The sequence below is a fragment of the Paenibacillus illinoisensis NBRC 15959 genome, assembly GCF_004000925.1.
Lineage (GTDB): Bacteria > Bacillota > Bacilli > Paenibacillales > Paenibacillaceae > Paenibacillus > Paenibacillus illinoisensis.
On record NZ_BIME01000005.1, the window covers coordinates 110,433 to 129,397 of the forward strand.

At 49.9% G+C, this 18,965-nt stretch carries 20 protein-coding genes; 19 read left to right on the forward strand and 1 reads right to left on the reverse strand.

The features are described from left to right. Positions 1-64 precede the first annotated feature (64 nt). The 7 genes from PIL01S_RS14320 to PIL01S_RS14350 all read left to right on the forward strand — a co-directional run bounded on the left by PIL01S_RS14320 (position 65) and on the right by PIL01S_RS14350 (position 6,015). Positions 65-547 (forward strand): ArpU family phage packaging/lysis transcriptional regulator, encoded by a 483-nt coding sequence (locus tag PIL01S_RS14320; RefSeq protein ID WP_127538078.1) that lies wholly within the window; start codon positions 65-67, stop codon positions 545-547. A gap of 92 nt (positions 548-639) precedes the next feature. Further along, positions 640-2,307 carry a GAF domain-containing sensor histidine kinase gene (locus PIL01S_RS14325; protein ID WP_127538079.1) on the forward strand — a complete coding sequence of 556 codons (1,668 nt, stop codon included), beginning with the start codon at positions 640-642 and terminating at the stop codon, positions 2,305-2,307. Between the two features lie 17 nt (positions 2,308-2,324). Continuing rightward, entirely contained in the window at positions 2,325-3,062 is a 738-nt protein-coding gene (locus tag PIL01S_RS14330) for a response regulator (RefSeq protein WP_127538080.1), read from the forward strand. A gap of 182 nt (positions 3,063-3,244) precedes the next feature. Continuing rightward, positions 3,245-3,820, forward strand: a complete 576-nt coding sequence (locus PIL01S_RS14335) for an NADPH-dependent FMN reductase (RefSeq protein ID WP_127538081.1) — start codon at positions 3,245-3,247, stop codon at positions 3,818-3,820. Between the two features lie 16 nt (positions 3,821-3,836). Then, complete coding sequence (locus tag PIL01S_RS14340; protein ID WP_127538082.1) at positions 3,837-4,292, forward strand: VOC family protein; 456 nt, start codon at positions 3,837-3,839, stop codon at positions 4,290-4,292. 18 nt (positions 4,293-4,310) lie between these two features. Continuing rightward, positions 4,311-4,946 (forward strand): VOC family protein, encoded by a 636-nt coding sequence (locus tag PIL01S_RS14345; protein WP_127538083.1) that lies wholly within the window; start codon positions 4,311-4,313, stop codon positions 4,944-4,946. 118 nt (positions 4,947-5,064) lie between these two features. Beyond that, positions 5,065-6,015 carry a hypothetical protein gene (locus PIL01S_RS14350; protein WP_127538084.1) on the forward strand — a complete coding sequence of 317 codons (951 nt, stop codon included), beginning with the start codon at positions 5,065-5,067 and terminating at the stop codon, positions 6,013-6,015. Between the two features lie 121 nt (positions 6,016-6,136). On the opposite strand, the gene PIL01S_RS14355 is transcribed toward PIL01S_RS14350, so the two are convergent. Continuing rightward, the gene (locus PIL01S_RS14355) at positions 6,137-6,610 is read right to left on the reverse strand and encodes a hypothetical protein (protein WP_127538085.1); all 474 of its coding nucleotides are present in this window, start codon (positions 6,608-6,610) and stop codon (positions 6,137-6,139) included. Positions 6,611-6,941: 331 nt separating this feature from the next. Between PIL01S_RS14355 and PIL01S_RS14360 the strand changes: the two genes are divergently transcribed. The 12 genes from PIL01S_RS14360 to PIL01S_RS14415 all read left to right on the forward strand — a co-directional run bounded on the left by PIL01S_RS14360 (position 6,942) and on the right by PIL01S_RS14415 (position 18,961). After that, entirely contained in the window at positions 6,942-8,735 is a 1,794-nt protein-coding gene (locus PIL01S_RS14360; RefSeq protein WP_127538086.1) for a DUF4127 family protein, read from the forward strand. Positions 8,736-9,251: 516 nt separating this feature from the next. Next, complete coding sequence (locus tag PIL01S_RS14365; RefSeq protein ID WP_127538087.1) at positions 9,252-10,163, forward strand: hypothetical protein; 912 nt, start codon at positions 9,252-9,254, stop codon at positions 10,161-10,163. A 69-nt stretch (positions 10,164-10,232) separates the two neighbouring features. Further along, the gene (locus PIL01S_RS14370) at positions 10,233-10,433 is read left to right on the forward strand and encodes a hypothetical protein (protein WP_127538088.1); all 201 of its coding nucleotides are present in this window, start codon (positions 10,233-10,235) and stop codon (positions 10,431-10,433) included. Continuing rightward, positions 10,433-11,896: a phage tail sheath family protein gene (locus PIL01S_RS14375; protein WP_127538089.1), complete on the forward strand. Its 1,464-nt coding sequence runs from the start codon at positions 10,433-10,435 to the stop codon at positions 11,894-11,896. The genes PIL01S_RS14370 and PIL01S_RS14375 overlap by 1 nt, the downstream gene beginning before the upstream one ends. 112 nt (positions 11,897-12,008) lie before the next feature. Then, positions 12,009-12,416, forward strand: coding sequence for a phage tail tube protein (locus PIL01S_RS14380; RefSeq protein WP_110821452.1), 408 nt, complete (start codon positions 12,009-12,011; stop codon positions 12,414-12,416). A gap of 210 nt (positions 12,417-12,626) precedes the next feature. Next, the gene (locus tag PIL01S_RS14385; RefSeq protein ID WP_164764234.1) at positions 12,627-13,868 is read left to right on the forward strand and encodes a right-handed parallel beta-helix repeat-containing protein; all 1,242 of its coding nucleotides are present in this window, start codon (positions 12,627-12,629) and stop codon (positions 13,866-13,868) included. A gap of 145 nt (positions 13,869-14,013) precedes the next feature. Further along, positions 14,014-14,448: a phage tail assembly chaperone gene (locus tag PIL01S_RS14390; RefSeq protein ID WP_095288941.1), complete on the forward strand. Its 435-nt coding sequence runs from the start codon at positions 14,014-14,016 to the stop codon at positions 14,446-14,448. 183 nt (positions 14,449-14,631) lie between these two features. Beyond that, positions 14,632-16,443, forward strand: a complete 1,812-nt coding sequence (locus tag PIL01S_RS14395; protein WP_127538091.1) for a hypothetical protein — start codon at positions 14,632-14,634, stop codon at positions 16,441-16,443. A 54-nt stretch (positions 16,444-16,497) separates the two neighbouring features. Beyond that, on the forward strand, positions 16,498-17,127 hold the full coding sequence (locus PIL01S_RS14400) for a LysM peptidoglycan-binding domain-containing protein (protein ID WP_127538289.1): 630 nt from the start codon (positions 16,498-16,500) through the stop codon (positions 17,125-17,127). Further along, positions 17,124-18,110, forward strand: a complete 987-nt coding sequence (locus PIL01S_RS14405) for an XkdQ/YqbQ family protein (RefSeq protein ID WP_127538092.1) — start codon at positions 17,124-17,126, stop codon at positions 18,108-18,110. The genes PIL01S_RS14400 and PIL01S_RS14405 overlap by 4 nt, the downstream gene beginning before the upstream one ends. Continuing rightward, complete coding sequence (locus tag PIL01S_RS14410; protein WP_095288944.1) at positions 18,103-18,513, forward strand: hypothetical protein; 411 nt, start codon at positions 18,103-18,105, stop codon at positions 18,511-18,513. Before PIL01S_RS14405 ends, PIL01S_RS14410 begins: the two co-directional genes overlap by 8 nt. Beyond that, positions 18,506-18,961, forward strand: a complete 456-nt coding sequence (locus PIL01S_RS14415) for a DUF2634 domain-containing protein (RefSeq protein WP_127538093.1) — start codon at positions 18,506-18,508, stop codon at positions 18,959-18,961. The genes PIL01S_RS14410 and PIL01S_RS14415 overlap by 8 nt, the downstream gene beginning before the upstream one ends. Positions 18,962-18,965: the final 4 nt, after the last annotated feature.

Consider the following 18,965-nt stretch of genomic DNA (forward strand, 5'->3'; position numbering starts at 1 on the left):
TCATAAAAGAAGTGAAGTTTAGCGTGTTTTATTTTAGACCAAACCCTTAAGGAGGAGAATGAATATGGAATTATTGCTGCCTGAACTGGATCGACGCAAAACGCAAACGGCTGTGGAAGCCGCGCTGGAGAAATACCGAATTTATAAAACGATTGCCTTTGAAGAACGTGAGGTCATGGTCACGGCGAGTTACACGGAGCGTTTCCATGGGCCGACCAATGTCACAGGGGACCCAACTGCCAGAACGGCGATCTACAATGTGGATGTACAGCGGGCACGTCAGGCGTATTGCGATACAATTGATCATATCGTGTCTCGTCTGAGTGAGAAGGAACGGATACTGGTTTGTGAACGGTACCTGAAAGATGATGACGTGTTTGATTACAAGGTGTACAACCATGTATTTGATCCGCCTGTGAGCAAGGATACGTATACCAAAATCAGAACCCGTGCCTTCTATAAAATGGCTCTTGCCTTATCTGATCGGGGACTGATCAATGTGGAGCCGCTGTCCATATCCCGCAAGAGCCGCCAAAAGCTCGGTTAAAACGATTGCAAGTTCGTCCTTTAAACTCCTGAAATGATTGTATACAATAATGAAACAACAACACTTCGATGGAACAAAGGAGAGAAATCCGCATGCCGCAAGATTCCGGAATGCAGGAAATGTACACGCTGAAAACCATTGCGGAGACGCTGAACACATCCAATGATCTGAGCCCGATGCTGGATACGGTAGTAGGCAAGCTGCTGGAACTGACGGGACTTACGACAGGCTGGGTGTTTCTCATTCGTGAGGGCGGAGAATATTCATGTGTATCGGACTACAACCTGCCGCCGGCTCTGCTTCATGAAGACAAGGAGCCCATGCGCTGTGGAACATGCTGGTGTGTAAACCGTTTCCGGGATGGTAGACTCGATAATGCCGTCAACATTATTAACTGCAAACGGCTTGAGGATGCCACGGAGCATCAGTGGGGAGATACGCGTGACATCACCCATCATGCAACGGTTCCGCTGCGATCGGGTGAGAAAATGATAGGATTGCTCAACGTTGCCGCACCAGGCAAAGAGCATTTTAGTGAAGGGGAGCTGGCGCTTTTGCAGGCCGTAGCCTATCAAATTGGAAGTGCCATGGAGCGCATGCGATTATATCGCGGCGAGCAGAGAAGAGCGGATCAGTATGCCAGGCTGGGGGAGTTCAGCAGAGCGCTGGGGCTGGAACTGAACGAGTGCAGCAATGCTGACGATATGGCCAGGACGGTGGTCAAGCTGCTTGGACAGCATTACGAATGGCCTTTTGTCGCTCTGATAGCTCAAAAAAATGAAGCTCTACGCATACAAACGGCGCATGCCAGTGCCTTGGAAGACTCATTGCTAGTTAACGAGATACCGCCGGAGACGGATCGCCTACTACAACGTGTGATTCAATCACATCGCGCCGAAATATTGTCAGCATCCGAGATGGTAGAATTGTCTCAGGTTTGCGGCATGCCTCCCGATTCCGTTATGTCTTCAGGTCTGGCTGCTGCCATACCACTCAGCCCTCCCGGGGAAACAGCCGTGCTGGTCGCCCAGCTTGGTTCGGAAATGGATTCTCTTCTGTCAGACCGTGAGGTTATGGATGCGCTCGCAGAACATATTACAGCTTCTTGGGAAAGTCTGAGACTCGTCGAGAAGCGCCGTGAATTAACCCGTCTGGAGGAGCGAAACCGATTGGCTCGGGATCTGCATGATTCGGTAAACCAAATATTGTTCTCGCTCTCGTTGACCGCCAAGGGAGCAGAGAGCATGTTATCCGGTACAGCAGAACTGCATCCGGCGGCTGAAGCCATGAGAGATATCCGTTCGTTATCTCAAGAAGCTCTGAAGGAAATGCGTGCGCTGATCATGCAGCTTCGTCCCGCCGGACTCGAATCCGGTCTGCTAAGTGCACTACAGGAGTATGGTACGAGTCAGGGGCTGCAGGTCGTCGTTAACCGAACCGGCATGCGCAGCCTGCCTCGCAGTATAGAAGAGGGGTTATGGCGAATTGGACAGGAAGCCCTGAATAATGTACGTAAACATGCGGAAGTTACAGCGGCAGATATCACTCTCCAGCTAGGGGATACCGAAGCCGTGTTCATTGTGAAGGATCGGGGAAAAGGTGGAGCCAAAAGAAAGCAACCCCTGCCTGCCCGTTCGCTCGGTCTGTCCATTATGAAAGAGCGGGCGCAGTCGCTGGGAGGCAAGCTGGATCTTATAAGTTCATCCCGTACGGGAACATCGGTAACGGTAGTTATTCCACTCCCGTCCGAATTGGGTTAATGTCAGGGGGAGACAACATGCCGATTACAATTTTGCTCGCAGATGATCATGCCATGGTTAGACGGGGACTGCACGTGTTTTTGTCCACGCAGACGGATATGAAAGTGGTGGGTGAAGCCTCCAATGGGCAGGAGGCGATTGAACAGGCAGAGAAGCTGCAGCCCGATGTGGTGCTCATGGATCTGCATATGCCTGTGCTGGACGGGATCGAGACCGCCAGACGCTTGCGCACGATTTTGCCTGGAATTCGCGTTATTGTGCTCACGTCGTTTTCGGATCAGGATCACGTTATTCCTGCCGTGCGGGCTGGGGTCAAAGGGTATCTGATGAAGGATATTGAACCCGAGGATCTTGCCGTGGCGATAAGGAATGTGCATGCAGGACAGGCCCAGCTTCATCCTGCAGCGGCTGGTCAGTTAATGCATGTGATGGCTTCATCTGACATACCATTAGAAGCGCAGGATACTGTACGCACAGATTCAACAGCATACGGGAAAGTTCAGAATTATGAGAAGCTTAAGCAGCCTTTACCTTTACAAAGCGATGAAACTTCGCCGAGTCTGGATGCGCTGACCCGCCGCGAGCAAGAGGTATTGGCCCTTATTGCACAGGGACTCAGCAACAAGGAGATTGCGGTTCAGCTCGTCATTACAGAGAAAACCGTAAAGACACACGTCAGTCATCTGCTGGATAAATTGGGATTGGCCGATCGTACGCAAGCAGCCATCCATGCCGTGAAGAACGGCTGGGTCTGATTGATTCGAGCCCCTTCTCAGCCTAAAGTCGTAGAAACTCAACCGAAAGGTTGAGTTTTTTTGTGCTGCAAGTTAAGTCTATCTGCTGACGATATGGAAGAAGAAGCAAGGTAAGATAGAGACAGAAGAGATGAAGGTTGATCATGGAATACCAACCAAAAACAGGCAGGAGCGTGACATAGATGAAGATCATCGTATTGGCAGGAAGCAACCGAAAGAATGCAACCAGTACACGTTTGGGGGAATATGCGGTCGAAGTCATGCGCAACCAGGGTCATGAGGCGAGCCTGTTTGATCTGTATCAGACACCCGTTCCATTTTACGCACCGGATGAGAAGCAGGCAGAGGATCACAACCTGGCAGAGCTGAACTCGCGCATGCTCGCAGCGGACGCCATTATTTTATCAACGCCAGAGTATCACGGTAGCATCAGCGGGGTGCTCAAAAATGCGCTGGATCATCTGAGCCAGGCTCACTTTAGCGGCAAACCGGTCTTGTCGATCAGCTCAGCGGGAGGAGCGGTGGGGGTTAGTTCTCTTTTGCAGCTGCAGGCTATCGTTCGCAATCTGCACGGGATTAATGCACAGGAATGGATCTCCATTGGGGGAGCGCAGCGCAGGCGGTTTGAAGCAACCTTTGACGGATATGAGGAATATGAAGGCAGCCAGGACATCGAGGACCGGATTCAGCGAGTGATTGGTTCGTTCCTGAGCCTAGCCCAGACATTAACATCTGCACGGAAATCATCCGAAAGCTGAGAAAGAGGGAATGAACATGATTAAAGGCATATTTGAAACACATTTGAATGTAACGAATCTGGAGAGATCACATCACTTTTATGAACAGATTCTCGGTTTGCCGCATGCTTACGGGCAGAAGGATCGCGGTAACTCATTTTACTGGATTGGTGGAGCGGGGAATGCCATGCTGGGGCTGTGGGAAAAAGAACCGGAGCTGGTGCAGCGGCAGCATTTTGCCTTTCACGTATCGCTGGAGGACATGAAGCATGCTGTCACATATCTTGAGGGTAAAGGGATTACGACGCACAACTTCCTTGATGATGATATCGGTGAGCTGTATGTATTCGGCTGGATGCCGGCTGTATCGGTATATTTCACGGACCCGGATGGTCATTCTCTTGAATTCATATCCATGCTTCCGGATGAAGCGAAGCCGGAGCTGGGTATGGTGCCATGGAGTACATGGGAGAAGATGCACGGACGGGCGTGATCGAGAGGAGGCAGTCAGATGCTATTTGAAGAAGTGAAGCTGCACACCACTCGTTTGGCTGAGATTAAACATTTCTATAGGGATACGCTCGGACTGAAGGTGGCCGATGACTCCGATTCTTCATTCACATTGCAGATCGGATGCACAAAAATGATATTTGTACACAGTGAAATGGAGCACGAGCCCTTCTATCACTTTGCCTGGATGATTCCTAAGAATCGTTTTCAGGAGGCCAAAGCGTGGGCAGCGGCACGGGTAGAGCTCAGTACGCAGGATGGAGAGGATGAAACCTTTTCAGAGAACTGGAATTCCCATTCGCTCTATTTCGAGGATCCCGCTGGTAACATTCTGGAGCTGATTGCTCATCACAATACCCATCATAAGAGTGAACGTCCTTTCTCGGCGGAGGATCTGCTGCAAGTGTGCGAGGTGGGACTTGTATCAGAGGACGTATTGTCCACGGTGGGAGAATTGGGGCAAATGGGCTTAAACCAATGGGGAGCGATAAGTGAAACCTTTGCCCCGGTAGGAGACGTGAATGGTCTGTTTATTGTGGTGAAAAAGGAACGGATCTGGTTCTTTTCGGAGCAAAAAGCACAACGATTCCCGCTCGAAGTTGTCGTACAAGGTGTCGGCAGACTGCAGTTTGGGTAAATGATTGAATCTGGGAAGCGAAACGGGCATATATGCACGATTTGATTCATTTTATAGAAGTAAGCACAATGTAAACATGGTGTAATAAATTTAAATTCGGTGAAGGAGTGATGACGTTATGGATCGACGTTTGTTGGAAGAGGGTCTGAGGGTCATCGTTTCGAGTCGTGAGCGTACAGGTGACCTCTGGCATGCCCACTATGGAGCAGGAGCAATAGCTGCTTATTTCTGGGTTCGGGAAAATCGTCTGTCTTCCCTTGCGGCGGGCAGCGTTACCGCAGAGGCGAAAGCCATGCTTCGCAAACACGGAGTAGATCAGGAGCCACAATCTGCCCGTGGTGAAATACTCGAACGGGAAGAAGCCGAGGCGCGGATCACAGAAGCGCTGGATCGTACGATCGGGGAACTTCACTGGGTTGGACACCAAGCAATCTATGGCGCCCTTACGCTGAAAGCCATTCGCGAGCTGGATGGTTGGGGCACAGAGCAGGATATTGAACGGATGGTGGAGCTGATCGATTCATTTGAGAAGACCATACCGGGCAGATCGTGGCTGAACACAACGGTTAAGGAAATCCGCAGTCTGAAGATAGATGATACGGATGAATTTCCTCGTATTAAAGGACCGGAGCAGCTGTCCCGGTTGATTCTGGATGAGCTGGGTGCTTTCCCGGCGATCTATCAGGCCGAGTCCCATCATGATCTGATCGGTCATATGCTGACCTACGGCCATGCACTCAATATCTTGCATGAGCTGGGTTATCCGGCACTGTTCCACAAAGGAATTCCACCGTTCCTGACGATGATAAAGGCCCTTCGATTGAGCCGGGAAGCGGTAAGTGAAGATGGACAGTGGACATTGCAATCTCCGGTTGACGTGCTGCCGCTCGTTCCTGCCGAACGTTCGACGGCTCTGCCGCACGAGCTGGAATACTGGCTCACCGACCGAAGATCCCGCGATTGGAACGCAGGCCATGTGTTCAAATTTCCGTTCAGCTTCTATCATCATACAAGAAACGGCAATTCGTTCCCGGAGAGCTGGGAGAATTTCCGGTATATTATTGCTTAAGTATAAAATGTTAAGACGCTCGCTCATGGCATTAAAGGATGCATAGTGAACGATAGCAAACATATAAATGATGAAGAGCACTGCCTGAAATGGCTGGTGCTCTTTTTTGGTTTTAACGAGGTTAGAACTCAAGGATAAACAGGATAAGAATGACACCGGAGAAGAGTAAGAAGAGACGTTTAATGGAAGGATTGTGAGCAGCCCAGACACCCCAGGAACTCATAACTGCGATACTCTCCCAAAACACTAATAATGGGATGCCTTCAGGTGTAAATGGAAAAGAAAGTCCTGGCAGCCGGGAAGTACCTGAACCCATAAGAACAACGGTCATATACACGGGGATGAGGGATAGGAGCATATAGAGCAGTGTTTGCAGCCAAAAGAAATAGATCTTTAGCACACGTAAGAGGATAACTGCAAGCAGAAAGAAGAGTATAACAACGGACGAAAATGTTGCAGCAGTCCATCCAAGAAGGGGGACAGTCAATACATTCGTTTCCTGGTAGAGAATATACATTGTTATGGCGTACATAACGGGCCCTGCCATATAACAGGGTATGGCTATCCACAAATAGAACCAATCCGATGTTTTCATGATATCCACCTTTTACACGGTCTTGTTTATATGTACTAAACGTACAATATAAGCATAAAGTTTGATGATCGTAACAGAGATTACCTGGAACCGACTTTTTACCTCCCGGAGGGCGACGACAATCAGACGGAAACCGTACCTTTCACCGTCAGCAGAGCCGGAAAAAGGGTGTAAGATTGTATTATCGGATTAGCAGCAAGGGACACAGCCGATAGCACATACGCTAATGTACAGCCGGCCTGGGGGCCGGTTTTTTGATGCGGTGATGGTGAGCCTGCTCTAATCGGGTACTTATGTAAGACTGAATTTAATAAACAGGAGGTTACGTGATATGAAAACCGTATTGTATGTTCCACTGGATGACCGCCCGGCTAACTTGGATGACGTCATTGTTCAAGGGAAGGCAGCAGGCATCCATATCGTTACGCCGAACCTGGGTGATATTCAAAACCGACTCGATTCGGAAAAAACGACAGAAGGCACAACGCTGCTTGGTACATCTGCACCTACGTATGGTATTCCGACCAACATTTATAACTTTATTCTGAAGCATGCTGCCCAAGTTGATGGATTCATTATCTCATCCGATATGCTGGCCTATGGCGGTCTGATTGGCAGTCGTCAGCTTCGGGATGACGGAGGAGATGCCTATCCGGACTACGATGAAGAAACAACGCGTCTGCTCAATGTGATTCAAGTAATTAAGGAGAAATATCCGCGCAAACCGGTATATGTCATGGATACGGTAATGCGACTGGCGACGACTTCATTTGCAGACGGTCTTGCGCTCGACGCCTATAACGAGTCCCGTGCACTCATGCAGCAGCCGCGTCAGGCCTATACCGAGTTTGAGGACATTATTAACGGCTACAACCTGTCGCCAGATGGTGTGGAGTATGGTGAAACAACTTTTTTCAACAAAGAGCAGTATTACAAGACCAGACAGCACAAGTTCAAAACGAACCTGTACATTCTGGATCAGCTGGCCCGCAAAGGGTACATTGATTTCCTCGCTGTGGGTGTCGACGATGCAAATACACAGGGGGTTCAGATTAACGAGATTAACTATGTAGAAGCACGGATTAACGAATGGCTGGGGGGAATTGACGGACAAAATCCGGAACGGGCCATCATCCTTCCGGATGCGGACGGCCTGGGTCATGCCCTTGTCGCACGTATGGCGAATCAGCTGCTGCGAGGCGGCAAGAAAACACGTTACGCTGTGAATTATTACGGCCCTCACGGCTCCACCATTATTAATACCTATGAATATATGGACGTTCACGAGAATGTAGCTCACCATATTGATATTGTAGGCGGGGTGCTGGTAGCGGATGCGGCTTACCCAGGAGATGCTGAGGGAACCACTTCGCTTGACATGTCCTCGGAATTGGATCGCATGACGAACCGGCCATCAGGAAAGCCAGGACCAAAGCCGGGTGTGGATATCGAGATTATTGCGATTACGGCACTGGATCAAGTCCAAGCCGCGGTTGAACGGCTGACGAGCATTAGTGAGCAAGGATTGCCAGCGGTGCTGATTGATTTTGTCGGAAAAGGACCAGCCAATTTGGATGTAGCGGAAGCGCTGCTGAACAGTCCATATACCGGCCGGGTTCTGGGGTACAGCGCCTGGAATACACCCGGGAACAAGATTGGCCTTGCCGTAGGTATGGGACAATCCCGATATGCTTTTGTTACCACAGAAAAGCGCGCTTCTGCTCTTCACGAAGCTGTAGATGCACACGGATCATTGCTGTTCAAACGGTTCCTGAAAGACTACTACTATAAAGCTGTAGCGATCGCGGATATCCGCACGTACTCCAGAGCCCATGCGCTCTATACCAATGTGGCAACCCTTGCGGACCAGAATATGGTGCTGTTCAATTCCGAGGAAGATTATGCTCACCTGCAAACACTGCTTCGGGATCTAATGCAGACGTACACCGCGGGTCTCGCAAGCAAAACAGCCTTTGCCCAAGGAAATGTGGCGATCAAGCAAATCCGCGACTGTGATGTGTTGTATGCGAAATATTGCAGTGCTGCACTCGACTATGCCAATCCGGATTTCATCTGGGGACGTGCATTTGAAATTACATTGAGTCCGCAAGTTACGTTGAAATAATGTGACCTATAAACTTTACACTAGACCACTACGATTGCAGAACCATCTTACGATCACTGTTATCCCCGGCTTTTTGTGATTCCCTTCTCTAAAGGGAAAAATCCGGTGATAAACGCGACCGCTCTGCTTCTCTAGACTGATTCTGCACTCTCCGTTCTCGTATAAATGTTTCAGTTCATCTTATATTGTGTGAAACGTGGACTCGTCTTTTTTCCGCCCAAGATACGCTTTAAACCACACGGAAGTCATCCGATTCACCGTCCGCGCTAGGGAGAAAAGGGTGTAAGATTGTATTATCGGATCAATCGCAAACGGACACACACCGAAAGCTCATACGCTTATGTACAGACCGGCCAAGAGGCCGGTCTTTTTGATGCGGTGATTCGTGTCCGGCATTGATCTCGGTATTTATCATTTACTCAGTCACTGAGATCAAGGGGGAGTCATGGGCTGCCGCATGGCCGCTGCATCATGCGAGCAGATGACAAACGTGCAGCTGAAGGGGGCGAGATGAATGTGTCTATCCAAAGTGAAACAAACATTACAGTTACAGGGACAAACCAAATGAGTGTGGCTGTGAGACAGACGCTGAAGCAAAAGCTTGCAGCACTCGTTCCGGCATGGGATGGCCGGGTGCTGGATGTGCCTGCACAGGGTGAGGTTCTGACAGGGCCTTGTGCGGTCGTCGCCTTTGCTGAAGAAGTACCAAAGTCTGCTTGGGCAGGGTACCGACGAATTATTAAAATCTCTCTGTACGTTCGCCCGGAAGATGGAGGAGCAGAACAGCTGGAAACGTGGTCTGCGGAGCTGGTAAAAGGACTTCATCAGGTGCGGCTGGAGGATGAGAATGGTGCAGCGTTTACCTGCATCTATTTCGGTTCATCCGACTGCGACCGGGTGGACACCGGATCAGGCATGATGACGCGAAGTCTGCGGTTCGGGATGTATATTCCTGAATCCACCAATGACCATACTGCTCCAGGTACACCTGATTCCTGGATGGCTGCGCTTCAGGACTGGACACAGTCAGCGCTTGGCTCTGTATGGTCCGTGTATGGCGATGTCTGGCCCGGAGGTTATGAGACGCCTTCCGTGCTGTGGAGATTGACGGGTTACAGCTCAGCTGCAGCGGGCACTTCGGCGCTGGAGATACGAAAGCAGTTGACGGGACATGTTGTTGCTGCAGGTGAAGCCGTCACCCGTCATACCGTTACGCGTCTGGTCGAACAACTGGCTGTACAGCCCCGTATTGCTCTGGCGAAAACAGAGAATACCCGGTACCTGACGGTGGAGGAAGCTTCAGCTGATTTGCAGGCAGATGCCTACCTGAACGGGCAGATTCGTCTGACGCTGCAGCAGCGAATTCGTCGTCCGGGGACGGATGTGCCGTTGATCCGCGAGATTCATCACAGTAAGGGAATCGAATAGTCAGGAATGGCAAGGAATTGTCCCTAGGTTGGAAAAGTATCCGTAATTTAAAGATGAGGTGAAGTGGCAATGGCAAGCACCGTGAAAAAAAGCAAACAGGCTGACCCGCAATATACGCGGGCGGAACTGATGAATCATGCAGAAGCCCTCTTTGCCGTTAAGGCAGAGGTGCTGTATGGTGCGCTGTACGAAGCAGCGCAGCAGACGTTTTCCATTGAGGAAACGCAAGTACGAATCAACCAATTTATGAAAGCGAAGGTGAAGGGATAATGGCAGGCGGAACATGGGAGCAAACGAATCGTCCGGTCCTACCGGGCTTATATATGAATTTTCAGGCGGCAGCATCTTCAGCCATTCAGGCTGGCAATCGGGGAACGGTTGTCGTTCCGATCAAGGCGAACTGGGGTCCGGTGGGTACCTTTGTGGAGGTCGGAAGCGAAGCAGCGATTGAACGTATTTTCTCGGCACATGCATTGGATAACGGGACAGCCCATACATCCTTGAAGCTAGCCCTGCTGGGTGGCCCGAAAAAGCTGCTGGCCTATCGGGTAGCGGGAGCCACGGCAAAGGCAGCCAGTCTAACGTTGAAGGACAGCAGCGATGCAGATGTACTGCAGCTGGATGCCAAGTATCCAGGAGATCGTGCGAACGGATTCTATGTCACCATTCAGCCGGGTGTAATTGGTAACACGAAGCATGAAGTGCGCCTGTTTGAAGGGACCCGGATGCTGTATGCACTCCTGACCGCAGATATCTCTGCAGCATCTCTAGCCAAACAGATCAATGAGGATGAGCGCAATGAGTGGGTAACGGCTCAAGCGATTGGCGATGGTACGGGTGTGGTTGCCACCGTGTCGGGTGCGGCTTTCAAAGGTGGTGCCAGCGGTAATGATGACCTGACCAACGCGGAGTATATTGCGGTGCAGGGTGCGCTGGAAGGCGAGCAATTCGATGTATTGGCATTGGATCATGCGGCGGATGTGCCTATGCTGGCAAGCTTCGCGGCCTGGGTAAAGCGTGTGCGCAGCGAAGGAAAACCAGTGATGGCCGTATTTGGCGGTTCCATCGCAGATGATACGTCTGCAACGGCTGCACAGAAGGCAGCCGCCCGTTCACTGACATTGAATCACGAAGGTGTGATCAATGTGGGTACCGGTGTGCGTCTGGGGGATGCGTACTACAGTTCGGCGGAAACATCGGCTTATGTCGCCGGTCTCATCGCTGGACAACGTCTGAATGAATCGACAACGTATGCTCCTTCACCGTTCGATGATGTCACGCGCCGCTGGACTCGGGCGGAACAAGAGCAGGCGGTACAGAATGGCGTATTTATTTTCTTCCATGATGGCCGCCAGGTGAAAGCTCTTCGCGGAGTAAACACACTCGTGACTCCTGCTGCCGGACAAAATAACGCATGGAAAAAAATCCGTTCCATTCGTGTGATGGATGCGATTAACACAGACTTGCAGCGTTCCGCGGAAGATACGTATATTGGGAAAGTAAACAATACCGAAGAGGGGCGCCAGGCGCTGATCGGTGCAATGAAGGCCTATCTTGCGCTGCTTGCACAGAGCAATGTGATTGAGGCTGAGGGATATGATGTCATTCTCGACCCAGCCTATTATGGCGCAGCCCCGATCCTGAAACCGGAGGCAGATCAGGTATTCCTTCAGTGGAATGTGAAGTTGACCGATGTGATGGAGCAGTTGTTTGGTACATTTTACGTGCAATAAGTAGAGTAGAAGAGCAGGGCGAGAGCTTTGCTTAGTTATAAGTCAGATTCAGGATTTCGAACCATTTGTTCAACTTATATACATTTGAAAAGATCCCAAGGAGGAATTGTACATGTTGGATGCATCAAGAGTTATTCTCGGTACCCATGGTCAGCTGCATATGGATGGGGTGTGGCAGACGAATATTAACAAGCTGGAAGCCAGTGTGGAAATTGAAAAACGTGAGCTGAATCTGGTCGGCAATGACTGGAAAGTTCACAAAAATGGTGCGAAAAAAGGAACAGGCACAATGACAGGTTACAAGGTTACTTCCGACATGATCCAGCGCGGGTTCACCAAGTTCCAAATCATCTCGAAGCTGGACGATCCAGAGTCGTATGGACACGAGAGTGTTCTGCTGAAGGGCTGCATGGTGGACAAAATCCAGCTTGCAAACTGGACAGCGGGTGAGGAAGTACCGGAGGAAACGGGCTTTACGTTTGAAGGATTTGAATTGTTGAATCCGATTGTTGCGTTGTGAAGCAGTAGGTAATGGTGTAGATGCGGTTTTATCAATAAATTAAAGATACGCCAGGTGCTCGAGGTATAGTTAATATTAATGTTTTGGGAAAAATCTGGGATGGGGAAAAACTGTAAAGGGTTTGCTTCAATACATTCCGAAACAAGGACATCAGGGTCAGACCAGCAGAATTTGCATAGAAAAACAAACAAAAAAATGGAGGTTTTTAATATGGAAAACGTGCATGTGTCTATCGAGAAATATATCAATTTGGTGTCTAACCGTACGGATCCAAGATCCGAATGGGATTGGACTGAAGCTTTTGATGCCCTGATGAATGATCCAGCAGTACAAGTGTTTCTCCCACCAGGAGCTTACCGTGTAAGATTTCCTAAAGCAATTACAAAACTTAAAACCATCAATGGTGAAGGTGCAACGTTGTACTCCAGAGGTGCACTCAACCTTGAAGCTCATGGTATTCGCATTATTGGTTTGACCCTTGCAGGTAAAACACCTAACGGCATTCAACTAAGTGAAGGTCATGGTATTACGCTGTTAGGAGTAAATAATATTGAGATCATTCGTTGTAATCTCCAAGATATCAATCAAAATGCCATTCAGTTCAGTAACCAGGTGAATTACTCTACAAATATCAAAATTGATTCTTGTAAGATCAATAACATTGGTATCAATACAACGACGATTGAGACAGAAGGCATGGGTATCTATGTGCAACATGCCAAAAACGTTCTGATCACAAACAGTGTTATTTCTCGGACATATGGCCAGTCAGGTATCATGATTCAGAAAGCTAATACTGTTGCAGTGGAACACACATTGATTGAAGACACCAAGTATCGTGGAATCCAAACATTTGCAGGGACTAGTTCGACAGATGTAACAGATGTTATCAACAACATTATTATCTTCAGATGCACGATCCGTCGTACAGGTGAACTCAATCAGACAGGTAATGGCTTGGCTACAAATGGAATCTTTATCCGTAATCCCAAAGGTAGACCTGAGGATGTGAAAATCACCCATACCTTGGTCGAACACTGTGGAGAAAATTTCATTGAAGGAACATTTGATGCTCAGTTCAATACATTCAAGTTCTCTGGGTGGTATGATTCCCTCGAGACTCCATCTAAAGAAGGATTGTACCCACACTCCAGAGCTATCATCGCAAACAATAAAATTATTTCCGCAAAGAAAGAAGGCGTAAAGCTTTTCGGTAATCGCGTTGATGTTATCGTTCAAGGTAACCTGATTATTGATTCAGGAATCTCTGGTGTACTTGTGCAAGCTCATGGTGCAGGCACAATTGCAACAGGAATCATTGTTGTAGATAACATTATCCGTGATACCACAAAACAAACCGTTCGTGGCGTTGAGTTGGTAGCTAGTCAAGGTGGCGTTCTGGACACAGTTAACATTATCAACGAACGGAACCACGTATTAGGAGTTTCTTAATAAAAAAGATTATCAAGAGATGAATTGAACAAATGACTTAACAAGATAGGGACACACATGCAGGCTGAGGAATCTCGGTCTATTTGTTGTCCCTAATTGTTGAGATGAGTTATCCAATTGTGAAATGAGAAGGAGACTGCACCCTATGAGTATGAATGAAAACATGTCCGAAGAACAGATTCTGGATCAGCTGTTTGAAGCAGCAGAACGTTTGCCGGAAGAGAATGTGCGCATTCAGCGCCTGGATCTGCTGCTGACCCTGCGGGGACTGACGTCTTCGAAAGTGGATCAGATCCGAGAACGCTGTACCATCCGTAAAACGACCAAGGGCCGTACCGAGGAGAAGGTAGATACCGAAACATTTAACGCACTGCTGATCTCCGAAGCCACGGTGAAAATGAATGTCCGCGGTCTGGAACTGTCCGGATGGGGAGATAACCGCATTACAGGTCGCATGAAGCTATCCGGTGGGGAACAGGCGGTTCGCCGCATGCTGCTCGCAGGTGAACTGGATGCCGTAGGTGACAAGGTACTGGAGTTATCCGGCTTTGGTGTGGAGATTGAAGACCTAAAAAACTGATTCACTCCGGCGGGATGACCACGTTCCTGTATCACATGTGGGTTCGTCACCATCTTCGTCCCGGAGAGTTTTGGGCTTTACCACGAGGCGAACGCTCACTGTTGATTGCGTTCTCGGAAGAGGAGATGGCAGCGCTGACTTCGCAAATGAATCGATAATTAGTTTGGACAGGAGGTGAAAGGAATGGCAGAAATGATTGTGGGTTTATCCAAATCCAACGCGGAGATGCGTACGACTATCCGTTATCTGGATCAGATCCAGCGTTCGACCGAACGTCTGGGCAGGGTTCGATATCAGAGCCTGATTAAGGTGAATAATGAACTGAGAACAACCGGACGCAGGCTGGAAAGCATCTATAGTACGGCTGTTCGATTGAGCAGGCTGCGAATCACACCGAAGATCGGGCTGGATGATCAATTAAGTCCGGCATTGGACCGTGCATTAGCGAAACTGAATAGTTTCCGTAACCAGATGGTGAAGGCTTCGGGAACGGTGTCGGTGGAGGTGAGGCAGAAGGTTGAAGTGGCGATGGGGAAAATGAGTCCGGCGAGCGGGCCTTCGCTGTCTCTGAACATTGGGAGCAACAATAATACGGTAAAGAATGTGGCGAAGGAAGAAGAGAAGAGCTGGGTAGAGAAGGCTAACACTTGGATGGACTTTGCTAATAATATTGCTGATCTTGCTGAAGCTCCGAATAAGGTAAAAGAAGCTTATGAAAAACTGAAAGGTGTATTTTCTGGGAAAAAATCAAAAAAGAATGCATCCACAAACTCAACTACACAATGTTGCTGCTGCTCTGGCGGAAGCCTTGTGGGGAGGCTTTCAAAAGGCGGAGCTAAAGGCGGCAAAAACAAAAATGCAGTTGGTGGCAGTGCTAAAACGGTAGCCGCAACAGAGGGAGGAAAAAAAGGTCCTTACAAGAGCGGTTCCAAGTCCTACCAAGAACGTGCGACTGGAACTGTAAAAACGCCTGCTTCTGATCCTGCGAAAAAAATTATTACTAACATCTCTGGTGCAGAAGAGAAGAAGCTGAAAGTGGACTTTGATCAAAAACTAAATTCTAACCGATTCGGCTTCAGTGCAAATGTGCCCTCAGGATCGCCAATGTCCAATATGTCTTCTGGCAATGGTATGTTCAGCAAACTGAGCGGGGGACTCGCGAAGGGAGCGGGTAAACTTCTTGGACCAATTAGCATGCTTGCTGATGTAGCGAATGTTGCCACTGCTCCTCCTGAGGAACGAGGCAGAGCAGTCGGATCCATGATCGGTGGAACTGCTGGTACCGCGATTGGTAGCGCCATTGGCAGTTTTATTTTACCTGGGATCGGCACGTATATTGGGGGTGCATTAGGTGGATGGGCCGGCAGTTCCGCGGGAGGCTGGATCGGGGACAAAGCGAAAGATATTGGAAACTTTATGTCTAACGCCACGGAAGGTGCAGGTAAAGCGTTGTCGACTGCAGCCGATTTTGTTTCTGAAAAAACGAAGAGCATGGTGAGTGGCATATCCGATTTCTTCGGCTTTGGTTCCAAAAAAGAAGAAAAGAGCGTCTCAGCAACAACGGTTGCTAATCCAACTCCAGTACCTGCTGGTCCCTCGATTCCCCCGGCTTATATTCCATCTGCGCTCACAATAACTGGGCCTATGGCTTATGCGAACAGCATGGGCGGTCAATCCACGACTGCCGCTCTTATGGGAACAAGTGTGATGCAGTCCCAAGCGATGGCCCTCGGCAATGGAGCTCAGACGAATGGCAAATCGTCTTCGATGACGGTACAAATTTCAGAAGACCAGATGAGCAGTCTGGCCGGTTACCTTAAGGATTTTAAAACCGAAACGACCAACCAGATCGCCGTCAACGTGCCTCAAGGGGCTGTGCAGGTGACTGTCCGTGAAAATGCCATCGACTACGATGCGATCACACATCAAGTTGGACAGCGAATTTCGGGAGAGTTCCGCCGTGCCATGGAAAACCGTAAAACCATTATGGCCTAAGCAGAAAGGAGGCCTGTTATGAGTGTAATTAAAGACAATGTGGAAGGTATCCGAATGGAATTCACCCTGAAGGATGGAACAACATCGTTCCGATTCCCGGTGAAGCCGGAGGAGCTGACAATATCAAGGTCCAAAGGTTACGAAACGATCAATATGCTGGAGTATGGCGAGTTTGATTTTGCACAGGGAGAGAAGGTGAAGGAGATCACCTTCTCTTCTTTTTTTCCAAAAGAATATGACGCGTCCTATTGCATGTACGAGCCTGTACCTGATCCGCGGGTGGCGATGAATATCCTGAATACGTTTCTCGTATCCAAAAAACCACTTCGTTTCATCATTTCCAACACAGGGGTGAACGTGCCGGTGTATCTCATCTCGCACAATACGACCTTCCGGGGCGGCGAGAGTGGGGATATTTATTTTGACATCACGCTGCGCACCTGGCGGGATTCCAAAGTGGAGAAGGTTGGTGCGGCAACATCAGGAAGCAAGTCGGGTTCTCGTACCGATCTGAAAAAAAGCAGTAAGACGTACACCGTCAAATCTGGCGATTCGCTGTCCAAAATTGCAAAGCTTGAGCTGGGCAGCAGTTCCAAATGGAACGAGATCTACAAGCTCAACGCGAAAACCATTGGCAGTGATCCGAACCGGATCAAGCCCGGACAAAAGCTGGTGATGCCATGACCTACAAGGTCATTGTGGACGACAAATATGACATCACCAAGCTGGTGGAGACGATTACGCTGAAGGACTCGCTGGACCAGATTGCGTATCAGGCCAACATTCGGCTGGCGGTGTCGGCTTCTTCCGGGTTGCCTGCGATATCACCGGGGATGGCGGTGCGGATCAGTGGTGTTCCTTTTGGTGAAAAATCCATGGTTCATCTGCTGCATCCTGCGGTCATCTGGGAGGTGGAAAGCTCGAACAGCGGCACCAAGCGGCTGTCTCTCACGGTGTACGACCGGATGATTTATCTGGAAAAATCGGAAGATGAGTTCCTCCTGCCCAAAGACCAAACCGCCACGCAGCGGCTCAAAACGTACGCCAAAGAGTGGGAAATTCCATATGGAACACTGCCAGACACCAAAACAAAACTGGGCAAAGCGGTGTATCGTTCGCAGACGATCTTTTCGATGATGTTTGCGGATCTGAAGGAAACGGCTAAGTCTGGCGGAGACATGTATCATCCCCGGATGACACCTGGCGGACTGCAGCTGTTCAAGGTGGGCAGCAATGCGAAGGTGTACGAGCTGGATCGGCTGATCGATCTGACCCAGATGCGTACGCTTGAAGGTGCAGTCACCAAAGTTAAAGTCATGGCTGCATCGGAATCCAGCAGCGGCAAGGAAGTTCCATCGAAAGTGCTGGCGATTGAGCAGGATGGTGTGGAGGAACTGGGCACCTTGCAAAAGCTGATCGAGGACGATCAGGTCAAAACGGCGACGGCTGCCAAGAAGCTGGCGAAAAGCCGTCTGACAGGCATCCAGGAGACGTTTACCGTTTCCGCACCGGATGTGAACACGATTCGCGCCGGCGATGCAGTATTGCTCAAAGGCCTGAAGCTGATCGTGATGTCCGTCAGTCGAGACTTATCGGTCGGGCCAGGTACGATGACGCTGGAGCTGGGTACGGCGGAGCTAGTGAAAAGGAGGTATTACCTTGAATAAGGAAGATCCGTATGGGCATTTTGCCGAAGTCATGCGGGGCGCGATGAGTACGCATACCCGTCAGGCCGTGAGCGGTATGGGCGCGGTGCTGGGGACAATGACGTCGTCCGGCGTGAAGCTGGATGATTTCAAGCACGAAGTGCAGGACTATCTCGTGGCCGAGCTGCCGGGCACGCTTGGATTGCCGGAGCGCGAGGCTGTTGGCGCGATCTCCGGGATACCTGACGTGGCGAATGGCGGAACGACGGGCACGGGAAGGTTTCTTTTGCAAGAAGAGGAAGTGGAGGAGGCAGTGTGGTCTCTGGGGAAAGGCTTGAAGGCTGGGGACCGTGTGCTGGCGATGCGGGTGAATGGCGGTAACGACATTGTGGTGCTGTGTAAGGTGGTGAGTGCGAATGCCTAGTTTGTTCCCGGAAACGGGTGTGGTCTGGGGAGATGAAGAGGACCTGTCTGGTGCGGTTTCGGAAGAGGTACGCTTTGGACGAAGCTGGCGATTCGATTACGATGCAGGGGATTTTGTGCTGACCCCAAGTGGCAAAGTGGCTGCGGCAGGTCCGCAGGAAGCCTGGGTGCAGTGGTGCATCAAGGCGGTGAAGACGCCGCGGTACAGACATGTGATTTACTCCCGGAACTATGGCTCGGAGCTGGAAGAACTGGTGGGTCAGGGGGACAGCCGGGGTGTGATGGAAAGTGAGATTACTCGGATGGTGACGGAGACGCTGTTGGCGGATCCACGCACGGATTCGGTAGACCAGTTCACCTTCGATTGGAATCTAGAGCAGTGCATGTTCTCATGCCGGGTAGCGAGTGTACAGGAAGAGATGTTTATTCTGGAAAGTGAGGTGATCTGACGGG